At 41.6% G+C, this 12997-nt stretch carries 7 protein-coding genes; 6 read left to right on the top strand and 1 reads right to left on the bottom strand.

Annotated features, from left to right (window positions below; translation table 11 throughout):
- Positions 1–862 precede the first annotated feature (862 nt).
- From ACWICE_RS14425 to ACWICE_RS14450, 6 genes are all read left to right on the top strand, one after another.
- Positions 863–1480, top strand: a complete 618-nt coding sequence (locus ACWICE_RS14425) for a response regulator transcription factor (protein ID WP_185213273.1) — start codon at positions 863–865, stop codon at positions 1478–1480.
- 122 nt (positions 1481–1602) lie between these two features.
- Positions 1603–2664: an efflux RND transporter periplasmic adaptor subunit gene (locus tag ACWICE_RS14430; protein WP_185213274.1), complete on the top strand. Its 1062-nt coding sequence runs from the start codon at positions 1603–1605 to the stop codon at positions 2662–2664.
- A gap of 10 nt (positions 2665–2674) precedes the next feature.
- On the top strand, positions 2675–5770 hold the full coding sequence (locus ACWICE_RS14435; protein ID WP_454298655.1) for an efflux RND transporter permease subunit: 3096 nt from the start codon (positions 2675–2677) through the stop codon (positions 5768–5770).
- 1 nt (position 5771) lies between these two features.
- Positions 5772–7076: a TolC family protein gene (locus ACWICE_RS14440; protein ID WP_454298656.1), complete on the top strand. Its 1305-nt coding sequence runs from the start codon at positions 5772–5774 to the stop codon at positions 7074–7076.
- A 264-nt stretch (positions 7077–7340) separates the two neighbouring features.
- On the top strand, positions 7341–8750 hold the full coding sequence (locus ACWICE_RS14445; protein WP_185213277.1) for a Gfo/Idh/MocA family protein: 1410 nt from the start codon (positions 7341–7343) through the stop codon (positions 8748–8750).
- A gap of 142 nt (positions 8751–8892) precedes the next feature.
- The gene (locus tag ACWICE_RS14450; protein WP_454291664.1) at positions 8893–9972 is read left to right on the top strand and encodes a formylglycine-generating enzyme family protein; all 1080 of its coding nucleotides are present in this window, start codon (positions 8893–8895) and stop codon (positions 9970–9972) included.
- Between the two features lie 114 nt (positions 9973–10086).
- On the opposite strand, the gene carB is transcribed toward ACWICE_RS14450, so the two are convergent.
- Positions 10087–12906, bottom strand: a complete 2820-nt coding sequence (gene carB / locus ACWICE_RS14455) for a carbamoyl-phosphate synthase large subunit (protein WP_313191635.1) — start codon at positions 12904–12906, stop codon at positions 10087–10089.
- Positions 12907–12997: the final 91 nt, after the last annotated feature.

Genomic DNA, 12997 nt, shown 5'->3' on the forward strand with positions numbered 1-12997 from the left:
GTATTGCCGTAACAGGTGGGAGAGTAGGTCGGTGCCTAATTTTATACGGGAGCCCGCTGTCAACAGACAGCGGGCTTTCTGTTTTTAGGGGCAATCGTGAACCGGAAACCCGTGGATGGGCATGCCTGCGGGCGTATCCCATACGCCAATAAGGTACCCGGGCCGTCGTTCAGGGCGAGATATTGTCCATCACGGTCAAGGTCAGCTTAGGGCGCATTGTGTTGCGCAAATACGGTATTAGGGCCATCCTCGTGGGATATTGTAATCATGATCCTGGAATATCCTCTAATCCCATAAATCCTGGTCCGTTTCCAGTTCTTGGTCCATCCTCTCATCCATTTAATCCTGGTTCAAACCCATCCTTTTCCATCTCAAACCAAACCATTCTCTCATCCTTTTTAGCTCCTTCTTCCTTGTTCAATAGTTAAAGAAATATCTTCCCTATATAATATACATAGAATTCAGGCAGCTTCTGCTTAAATTAAAAGTTGACTCCGTTATTGCTGAACCGTTTTTTTAAATCTAGCTCAAGTTCAGCTTGCAGATTGGTCCAATAATTCTATAAATTTATTGAAATTCAATCGATGATTCTTAAATTTAACCTTAGACTTAAGTTTAAACATTTATTTTATGTAATTATTTGCTTATTTTTACTGATGGTTTGCTAAATTATTTCACTTATCCCTATTGAAAAATATTATCTCTTATTTTTATAAATTAATTAATCCATAAAAAATATTCCTACTTTTACATATAGTTTCTTTCTGATTTTGCGTACAAATTGTATATTTATAAGGAAAGATAATAAGTTGTTAATATTGATTTGCCCAAAAATCAATTTAGTGGATTTAAGTTAATACATATGCAGAGCATTAAATTAGGAATAGTTGACGATAGCGTCTTTTGTCGTACTTTGACAAAATTTCAGCTCTTGAACATAAATTCAGTTCACTTTGATTTTGTAATCGAGGCAGAATCCATATTGGACTTTCAAGCTAAGGCTTCCTCAGCAGATATTCCTGAGGTAATCCTCTTGGATATCATGATGCCGGATATTGATGGTATTTCAGGTATCCCAATGATCAGGGCTCTTTATCCCAACGTACATATCCTTATGCTTTCCGATGTTGACAATCCGGCAATAGTCCGAAAGAGCCTTCTTGCAGGTGCGAATGCCTTTGTGAAAAAAGGAACGAAAGCCGTGGATATGATGAATATCATCATCGATGTCATCAATGGCTCCTCCTATGTCAGTCCAGAACTTACTAAATCTCTATTTTTTGGTATTCAACAACCTCCTCAATCGAGAAGAAAATTATCTAAACGTGAATTGAACATTGTACATCGCTTGTTGGAGGGATTTAGTTTGGATAATATTGCAAAAACCTTCGAAATCACTGTGGACAAGTTATGGCAATTGATCAATGTTATCCTTAAAAAGCTCAATATTGTGAGCTCTGTGCGGGTTCCTTCTGTATAGCAATCCTTAGTTCATCCTCTGCTAATAATAGTATAATAACAATATTACACTATCCTATTCCTTTTTTTTCTATTTTTCAGTTTTATAAAACGTGAAAACGATAAGTTTTTAACTAACCTGAAATGAAAAGAAAATCCATTATAATATTATTGATAACGGTACTGGTTGTTGGTGGAATGGTCTATTATAGGATCAACAAAAACAAAGAGAAAGCAGCTGCTCAACAAGGACCTAGAGGGGGAAATTCCTCCGTAAAGGTATATGGAACGGTTGTTCAGGGTCAGCCTTTCTCTGATTTCCTTTCTTTATCAGGTGCCATTGAAGCTGATGAACAAATAGAACTTCATACTGAGATTTCAGGTATCGTGGAATCTATCAATTTCACTGAAGGTGGACGGGTTTCTCAAGGACAACCTCTATTGACGATCAATGATGCTGAGTTGCAGGCACAGTTGGCTCAGGCCCAGACCCGCAATAACCTGGCTGCTGAAAATGAAAGGAGGGCAAAGCTTCTCTTAGAAAAGGAAGCGATCTCTCAGGAGGAGTACGACATCGCTAGTGCCGATTTCAGGACCGCGCAATCACAGATCCAATTGATCAAGGCACAGTTGAGCAAGACGGTAATCAGAGCTCCTTTTTCTGGTCGGATCGGTCTAAGGAATATTTCAAAAGGAAGTTATGTGACTCCGACTACCAATATTGCCCAATTGGTCAATACCAATAGATTGAAGGTTTCTTTTTCAATTCCTGAAAAATATGCCAATAAAGTAAGGATCAATAATCAGATAAAATTTAGTGTCCAAGGTGTAGAAGGGGAATTTACAGCGAAGATCTATGCTACAGAACCTGCCGTAGAAGCAAACACAAGGACATTATTGGTAAAAGCAATCACATCTAACAGTTCAGATCATATCATTCCGGGAACATTTGCCAATATTATCTTTCCATTGGAAACATTGGAAAATGGATTACTGGTGCCTGCGGAAGCTTTGATACCTGTTCAAAATGGTAAGAAGCTATTTGTAATGAAAAATGGTCTGGCCAATGAGGTCATGGTTGAAACAGGAGCGAGAACGGATGAAGACGTATTGATTACTTCAGGAATACAGGGTGGCGATACGGTACTGACTTCGGGGGTAATGTCCTTGCGTAATGGCTCTAAAGTTCAGGTGAACCTTCAATAATCGATAAGAAATGAGTTTATCTACCATAAGTATTAAGCGGCCGGTCCTGACCATAGTCATGAACCTGATCCTGATTCTCTTTGGAATCATTGGATACACGTTCTTGGGTGTGCGGGAATTCCCTTCTATTGATCCAGCACAGATTTCTGTGCGGACAAACTATGCTGGGGCAAATGCAGACATCATTGAGTCGCAGATTACGGAACCCTTGGAAAAATCCATTAACTCAATTGATGGAATCCGAAATATATCTTCTTCTTCCAATCAAGGATCCAGTAATATCACTATCGAGTTTAACCTGAGCAAAAACCTGGAGGAGGCTGCGAATGATGTGCGGGACAAGGTTTCGCAGGCTTTACGGAGCTTGCCTCAAGATATAGATGCGCCGCCAGTCGTTTCCAAAGCTGATGCAGATTCAGAGCCTATTCTGACGATGACCATGCAAAGCGCAACGAAAAACGTATTGGAGCTTTCGGATTATGCCGAAAATGTAATCGCACAAAGGCTACAGACCATACCTGGGGTGAGTTCGGTTCAGATTTGGGGGCAAAAGAAATTTGCCATGCGTCTTTGGATTGATCCTGTGAAGTTGGCATCCTATGGACTGACGGTTCTGGATGTTAGGACGGCTTTGACCACGCAGAACGTGGAATTGCCTTCGGGGAAACTGACCGGTGCCAATACGGAATTGGCCATCAAGACCATCGGAAACCTTGCAACAGAGGAGGAATTCAGTAATATCATCATACGATCAGATAACAACCGAATCGTTCGCTTTTCGGATGTGGGTAAGGCCGCACTGGAAGCTGAAAACTTTGAGACGAAGATGTCCGACTCGGGCTTCCCCATGGTGAGTTTGGCAGTAATCCCTCAGCCTGGCACGAACTATCTGGAAATTGCAGATCAGTTCTATACGGAATATGACCGTATGCAGAATGAGCTGCCGGAAGGCTTTGAATTGAACATAGCAATAGATAACACCCAATTCGTCAAGAAAGCGGTATTGGAAGTGGTAGAAACCCTATTGATCGCTATCGTATTGGTGGTGTTGATTATCTATCTGTTCTTCCGAAACTGGTCCATTGCATTTAGGCCATTGATCGATATACCCGTATCATTGATTGCGACATTTTTCATTATGTACCTCTGTGGTTTCTCCATCAACGTGCTGACCTTGCTGGCCATTGTATTGGCTACCGGTCTGGTGGTGGATGATGGTATTGTGGTCACAGAAAACATCTTTAAGAAAGTGGAAGAGGGCATGTCGCCCATTCAAGCGGCCATCAAAGGTTCCAATGAGATCTTCTTTGCGGTAATTTCCATTTCTATTACGTTGGCAGCAGTGTTTTTACCGGTAATCTTTTTAGAGGGGTTCGTGGGAAGGCTGTTCCGGGAATTCGGTGTCGTCATCGGGGCGGCTGTATTGATTTCAGCCTTCGTTTCCCTGACCTTGACACCGATGTTGAATGCCTACCTCATGAAAGGTGGCGAACAGAAGAGATCGAAGTTTTATATGCGTACCGAACGTTATTTTGAAATGATGAACGCAGGCTATGCCGATTCGCTAAAAAGCTTCCTGAGCATGAAATGGCTTAGTTTTGCCACCATTTTGGCCTGTTTTGCATTGATCTATTTCTTCTATCAATTACTTCCTAAGGAAACTGCTCCTTATGATGATAGGAGTTACATCAGTCTGAGAGCAACAGCTCCGGAAGGGGTGTCCTATGATTATATGGATAGATTTATGACCGACCTAACCATGTTGATCAACGATTCAGTACCTGAGAAAAAGGTTAGTTTGGTGATTACATCCCCAGGATTTGGTTCTGCTTCGTCCAATTCAGGATTTGTTCGCCTTGGATTAGTGCAACCTGGTGAAAGGGAAAGGACGCAACAAGAGATTGCAGATGACCTATCTAGGTTGACCAGAGGTTACTCAGAAGGACGTGTATCGGTATCACAACAACCTACTATTTCTGTCAATAGAAGGGGAGGTCTGCCGATTCAATATATTATTCAAGCGCCTAACTTTCAGAGATTGGAGGAGAAAATTCCGGAGTTTATGGATGAATTGGCAAAGGACAATACTTTTTCCATTACGGACGTCAATTTAAAGTTCAACAAACCTGAAGTATATGTCAGCATTGATCGGGAAAAAGCCCAATCCTTAGGGGTATCGGTCTTAGATGTTGCCCAGACCTTACAAATGTCGCTTTCGGGACAGCGCTTCGGTTATTTTATGATGAATGGAAAGCAGTATCAGGTCATGGGGCAGTTTGATCGTAAGGATCGCTCAACGCCGATGGACCTAGCCTCTATTTTTGTCAAGAACAATCAGGGCCAGTTGATACAATTGGATAATATCGTGGAGATCGAAGAGAGAAGCAGTCCACCACAGTTGTTCCATAATAACCGCTATATGGCAGCGACCGTATCTGCGGGGCTTGCACCAGGTAAGAGCATGGGCGATGGGATTGAAGCGATGGAGGCGATCAAGGAAAGGGTATTGGATGATACCTTTACCACGGATCTTGGCGGTGAGTCCAGAGACTTTGTAGAAAGTGGTTCGAATACGATGTTCGCTTTTGGATTGGCGGTATTGCTAATCTTTTTGATCCTAGCTGCCCAATTCGAGAGTTTCATTGACCCTATTATTATCATTATTACGGTTCCGATGGCAGTTGCTGGAGCCATGTTCTCGCTTTGGCTCTTTGGCCAATCCTGGAATATCTTTTCGCAGATCGGAACGATCATGTTGATTGGTTTGGTAACCAAGAACGGTATCCTGATTGTGGAATTTGCAAACCAGCTACGTGAAGAAGGCTATAATAAATACGATGCCGTTGTTACAGCATCAGAAGCGAGGTTAAGACCTATTTTAATGACTTCACTAGCCATTGCTTTAGGGGCATTGCCAATTGCGCTTTCCCTAGGGGCAGCTTCAACCAGCCGTATCGGCATGGGGGTGGTGATCGTAGGCGGAACTATTTTCGCATTGATATTGACTTTATTTGTTATTCCTGCATTTTACCTGATGATGTCAAGGAAGAAGAACTTACATCCGGAATTGGAAGAAATTAAAATGCTGGAGGAAATTGAAGAATAAAATGAAGAAACTTGTCTTATTAGGCTGTCTGATACTCTTAGCAGGGGTGAATTTGAATGCGCAGGGACTATTGACCGCTAAGGATGCTGTTCAGATAGCTCTTGAGAATAACTTTGAAATAAAACTATCGCAGAATGACCTGCGTGTTGCCCAGGAAAACATGACCTATGGCAATGCCGGTATGTTGCCTACGGTTACAGGTAATTTCTCCCAGAACAACTCTGTCATGAACTCTTCACAGGTTCAGGCCAATGGAGATCAACGTTCATTGAGAAATGCGAAAAACAATAATATGAGCTATGGCGTTAGCATTGGATGGACCATCTTTGATGGTTTTGCGATGTTTTCCAGGTATGACCAATTAAAGGAGCTTCAGAAACAAGGGGAGTTTGAACTTAAAAAAACGATCTTGGCTAAGGTCTCCGATGTTATCTCCACCTATTACACCATTGTAGAGCAACAGAATCTCCTGAATGCCATAGATTCAAGTATCAATATCTCCACGGAACGCCTGCGCACAGCTGAAAATAGATTCATGATCGGAAAGGCTTCCCGCCTGGAAGTATTGAACGTGCAAGTGAACCTCAATGAGGATGAATCAAATAGACTAAGGCAAGCCAATGTAGTCAAGAACTTAAAGATTAACCTGAACAGCCTGATGGCGCGTGATCTAAATGTTGAATTTGATGTAGAAAGAGAAGTTGAGTACGATGATTCATTGATTTATGATGAGTTATTGAACAAAGCCAAAGAATACAATCCAGACCTACAGATCATAGCCATCAATAAAAGGATGGCTGAATTGGAAGTGAAGAGAGTCAAGGGCAATCGATATCCCATTGTACGATTGAATACAGGTTACAATTTTTCAGAATCTGAATCCAGTTTAGGTTTCGTATCCAGTTCGAACTCCCGTGGGTTTAATTATGGTGTTACAGCTTCGATCAATATTTTTGATGGATTTAACCAACGTAGAAATGAAAGGGTTGCCAAGATCCAATTGGAAAACTCCGGATTGATGATCGATCAGCAGAATCTATTGATCAAGACAGCCATGTCCACCGCATATGAATCTTATCAAACAAACCTGTCTTTAGCACGATTAGAGGAGAATAACGCCGATATCGCCAGACAGAACCTCAATATTACCTTAGAAAAATATAAGATAGGAACCATCTCTGCCGTAGAATTCCGTGATGCACAGGAAAACTTTATCAATGCGGTATCTAGGTTCAATTCTTCTCGGTTACAGGCCAAGCTTTCTGAGCTTGCACTGAAGGAGATGATCGGAAATATCAATCTATAGTCTTTTGTCTCAATATTTTGACAGAAAGCAAACGGTTGTGCAAATTGGACAAACGTTTGCGTGGTCAAATTGTTTTTGTTTTATCAAAAATCATATTATCATTGTATTAGTGGTTTGATAATCAAGCCCCTCAACCAAATTATACCATTCGTTAATTTGTGATAAATCAAAATTTGACTGTTTAGTTTGTTTTAAAATAGGTGATTTATAGGGGGACTATGTCCCCCTTTATTTTGTAAATTAGTTTGATAATAAATTTATACTATGAATAACTCCCGTAGAGATTTTTTAAAGAAGGCTGGTTTGTTGTCCAGCGCAGCAATTACATTGCCCTCTTTGCAAAACGAGGTGTTTGCAAGCTCCAACTTTAATATGTCTGGATTTGCTGCTCCAAAAATAGATAAAGTAAAAGTAGCCGTAATTGGTTTGGGTATGCGTGGTCCTGGCGCCGTGGATCGTCTTTCATACATTGAAGGTGTAGAAATCGTAGCACTATGTGATAAGCATGCAGACCGTGTGACCAAGGCTCAAACTATCTTAACTAAAAAAGGATTGAAGGAAGCTAAAGCCTATTCAGGTGAAGATGGCTGGAAATCCATGTTGAAAAACGAAGAACTAGACCTTGTATATATCACAACTCCTTGGGAATACCACGCTCCAATGGCTATTGAAGCAATGAAATCTGGTGCACACGCTGCAACAGAGGTTCCAATGGGATTGACAATCTCTGAAATCTGGGAAGTAGTAAAAACTTCTGAAGCGACCAAGAAACATTGTATGATGTTGGAGAACTGTTGTTATGACTTCTTCGAAATGTTGACTTTGAACATGGTTCGTCAAGGGTTATTCGGCGAATTGGTACATGCTGAAGGTGCTTATATCCATGACTTATTGGACTTGAACTTCGATAAGAAAGGTTATGAAAACATGTGGAGATTGCGTGAGAACATCAAATTGAACGGTAACTTGTACCCAACCCACGGTATTGGCCCAATCGCGCAATGTATGAACATCAACTGTGGCGATAAATTGAACCACCTCGTTGCTATGCAGTCAAATGACTTTATGATGGCTGACAGAGCTAGAGAATTAGCAGCAAAGGATGATTTCTTCCAAGAATTCGTTGGTAAGAAATACAGAGGAAATATGGATACGACCTTGATCAAAACGGAGAAAGGTAAAACATTAATGGTTCAACATGATGTTACATCACCTCGTCCTTATTCTCGTATTCACTTATTGAGTGGTACAAAAGGCTTTGCACAGAAGTACCCACAAGAAGGAATCGCTTTCGGACATAGCTTCGTAAAACCAGAAGAACTTAAAAAACTATACGATCAGTACACTCCGGAATTAGTGAAATTCATTGGTGAACAAGCTAAGGAAGTTGGTGGCCATGGTGGTATGGACTTTATGATGGATTGGAGAATGATCGACTGTCTGCGTAATGGTCTTCCTCTTGATCAAACGGTATATGATGGCGCCGTATGGAGTGCAATCGTTCCATTAAGCGTTGAATCTGTTTCTAAGAACAGCAGAACAGTGGATATCCCTGACTTCACTAGAGGTAACTGGAAAACAAACAAACCTCATGACATGACCTTGAACGGTGGTGGTAACACCAAGATCCGTCCAAAGGTTAACGCGAAGGATGTTCAATTAAATGTGAAATAGTTAAAAATCCTATATTTTCATTAAAGCTGCCTCAAAAGGCAGCTTTTTTTGATTCCTTTCTGATTCCATGGCGAATGTCCTTGGTTTTCATTTTTCAATTACTCTGTTATCTTTGTAAAAGGAGATCTTTCAATCCTATACTATGAACATTTTCAAATCTATTCCTATTTCCCTTTTATTGTTCACTGCTTGCCAATCTGGTGCTAAGAATAAAGAACAGGTTGTCTTTTCAGATTCGGTTGCCGTATGTCATACCTCATCCATTCCTTCCCGTTTTGCAAACCTAAAGAAGGATTCAGTGGGTAATAATCTCCTAGGGGAGGATAAAGCAGAAATGGTCTTGATTGAAGGGGGAACCTTTGAAATGGGAAGCAATAGCTTTCAGGATGCACAACCTTTGCACCAAGTTACGGTCAATAGCTTTTATATGGACGTGCATGAGGTAACCAATGCCCAGTTTGAAGCCTTTGTGAAAGCCACTGGATATGTAACGGTAGCGGAGCGGCCATTAGATCCAAAAGATTTCCCTGGAGCTGACCCTGCTTTATTGGTGCCAGGCTCAGCAGTCTTCTCGGCTCCAAAACAAGTCCAAGGTTTGCAAGATCACTTGCAATGGTGGGAATATGTTCCCGATGCCAATTGGCGCCATCCTGAAGGACCTAAGAGTAGCATTAAAGGAAAAGAGAACCATCCTGTCACGCAACTTGCCTACGAAGATGCAGAAGCCTATGCAAAATGGGCTGGAAAGCGACTTCCAACAGAAGCGGAATGGGAATATGCAGCCAAGGCAGGTAAACATCGAGCGGAAACCTACTATTGGGGGTCTGAGAAGTTGGAAGATGGCAAATGGCTAGCGAATATTTACCAGGGTGAATTCCCCACCAAGAACTCTAAAGAAGATGGATTCGAAGCTACGGCACCAGTCAAGTCCTTTCCAGCGAATGCCTTTGGCCTTTACGATATGGAAGGTAATGTCTGGGAGTGGTGTTCTGACTTCTACAGACCAGATTACTACCAATATAGTCCCAAAGGTAACCCCAAAGGACCGGCAGATTCCTACGATCCCCAAGAACCCGGAACCATCAAACGCGTACAACGTGGAGGCTCATTCCTTTGCAATGACCAATATTGCGAGCGCTATAAAGCCGGAAGTCGAGGAAAAGGAGAAATCAATTCGCCGACAAATAATGTAGGGTTTAGGTGTGTCAAGAGTAGTATTTAGTAGAGAGTATTTAGTATTTAGACATCTTCAATATTCAAAAAGGTCTGAGAAATTATTCTCAGACCTTTTCGTTTTTTTTATATCTAAATACTAAATACTTAGTACTCTGTACTGCTACTGCGCATTCAAGAACATTGATTTCTTGCTGTACAATTCTCTGAAATGTGGATCGTTAAGATCTTTGATAAAGCGGATTGCTTCACCAGTAGATTTCATCTCAGGGCCTAATTGCTTGTCTACCTCAGGGAATTTTGAGAAAGAGAATACAGGCTCTTTGATGGCGTATCCATTCAGTTTGCGCTCGATCGTGAAGTCTTTCAACTTGTTCTCGCCCAACATCACCTTTGTAGCGATATTGATGTAAGGTACATCATAAGCTTTCGCGATAAATGGAACTGTACGTGATGCACGAGGGTTTGCCTCGATTACAAATACATTCTCATCTTTGATGGCGAATTGGATATTCAATAGACCGATCACATTCAATGCTTTCGCTAATTTGATGGTATATTCTTCCATTTTCTGCTGAACCTTTTCTGATAAGCTAAATGGAGGCAATACTGCTGATGAGTCACCAGAGTGGATACCTGCAGGCTCGATGTGCTCCATCATTCCGATGATGTGAACATCTTCACCGTCACAGATCGAATCTGATTCCGCTTCTTCAGCTCTATCCAAGAAGTGGTCAATTAGGATATGGTTACCTGGAAGATTTTTTAATAGGTTCACTACTGCTTTCTCCAAGTCTTCATCGTTGATCACGATGCTCATTCCTTGTCCACCTAGTACATAGGAAGGACGAACCAATACTGGGTAACCGACTTCATTCGCAACCTTGATAGCTTCCTCTGCTGAAGTTGCCACACCATATTTTGGATAAGGGATATCTAAATCTTTCAATAGATCCGAGAAACTTCCACGGTCTTCAGCCAAGTCCATGTTTGCAAAGTTTGTTCCGATGATCTTTACGCCTTCTGCTTCTAGGCGCTCAGCCATTTTCAAGGCAGTTTGACCACCTAACTGAACGATTACACCAACCGGTTTCTCCAATTCGATGATTTCACGAACGTGTTCCCAGAATACTGGCTCGAAGTAGAGTTTGTCAGCCATGTTAAAGTCTGTAGAAACCGTCTCAGGGTTACAGTTAACCATGATCGCTTCGTAACCACATTCTTTAGCGGCCAATAGACCGTGTACACATGAGTAATCAAACTCGATACCTTGACCGATACGGTTAGGTCCTGAACCTAATACGATGATCTTTTTGCGGTCAGATGCTGTCGACTCGTTTTCGTCTTCGAAAGTAGAGTAATAGTATGGAGTCTGTGCAGGGAATTCCGCGGCACAGGTGTCAACCATTTTGTAAACGCGACGGATACCCAACTCTTTACGGCGAGCATATACCTCGTCTTCTGTTGTATTCCCTAATAACCAAGCGATTTGTATATCTGAATAACCTTTTTGTTTCAAGGTCATGAAGAAATCGCGAGGGATATTGTTCAATTGGTATCTGCGCAATTCACCTTCTAATTGAACAAGCTCTTGAATTTGCAATAAGAACCATTTGTCAATTAAGGTCGCTTTACGAACAGATTCCAAAGGAACCCCTAATTCGAAAGCATCTTTGATATGGAAAAGGCGATCAGCACTTGGATGCTCCAAGCTGTGCATGATTTCCTCTAAATTTCTTGATTGGCGACCATCAGCACCTAAACCTGCACGGCCAGTCTCAAGCGATTGAGCCGCTTTTTGAAGTGCCTCGATGAAAGTACGGCCGATTGCCATAACCTCACCTACAGCCTTCATCTGTAAGCCCAATTCCTTGTTGGCACCTTTAAACTTGTCAAAGTTAAAGCGTGGAACCTTAACGATTACATAGTCCAATGTAGGCTCGAAGTATGCTGAAGTATTTTTAGTGATCTGGTTCTGAAGTTCGTCCAAGTTATAACCGATTGCCAATTTCGCAGCGATCTTAGCGATAGGGTAACCTGTAGCTTTAGAAGCCAATGCTGATGAACGGGAAACACGTGGGTTGATCTCGATAGCAATGATCTCTTCGTTCTCAGGGTTTACAGAGAACTGAACGTTACAACCACCGGCGAAGTTACCGATAGAGCGCATCATCTTAATTGCTTGATTACGCATATCTTGGTAACATTTGTCCGAAAGGGTCATCCCTGGAGCCACTGTAATGGAGTCTCCTGTATGGATACCCATAGGATCAAAGTTTTCGATCGTACAGATGATGATTACGTTATCGTTTGTATCACGTAATAATTCCAATTCAAATTCTTTCCAACCCAATACTGCTTGCTCCACCAATACCTCATGGGTAGGGGATGCATGTAGACCTCTGTTCAAGGCAGCGTCAAATTCTTCTTTCTTGTGCACAAAACCACCTCCGGTTCCAGCCAATGTGTAAGAAGGGCGAATTACTAATGGGAATCCGATCAACTGCGCAGCTTCTTTACCTTCCAAGAAGGAGTTCGCAATCTTAGAGTTCGCAACACCAACACCGATGTCGATCATCAATTGGCGGAATTCTTCACGGTTTTCAGTTTTCTCGATAGCAGCTACATCAACTCCTATCACTTTAACATTGTATTTGTCCCAAATACCACGGTTGGATGCTTCAATACATAGGTTCAAAGCGGTCTGACCACCCATAGTTGGTAGTACAGCATCGATTTGGCGTTCTTGAAGGATCTGCTCGATACTTTCGCAAGTTAATGGAAGTAAATAAACGTGATCTGCTACAACACTATCGGTCATGATTGTAGCTGGGTTTGAATTAATGATGGATACAGAGATTCCTTCTTCTTTCAGAGACAATGCTGCTTGTGATCCTGAATAGTCAAACTCACAGGCTTGTCCGATAACAATAGGTCCAGATCCAATGATTAATACCGAATTGATGGAGGTGTTTCTAGGCATTATTTTTTATTTCAATTGTTAAATACAAATAATTAAGTGGACGTTTGCAGACAGAGATTGCCTTAATGGGAGGTGTTTTTCCGACTGCTTT

It is taken from the genome of Sphingobacterium sp. NPDC055346, assembly GCF_053645235.1.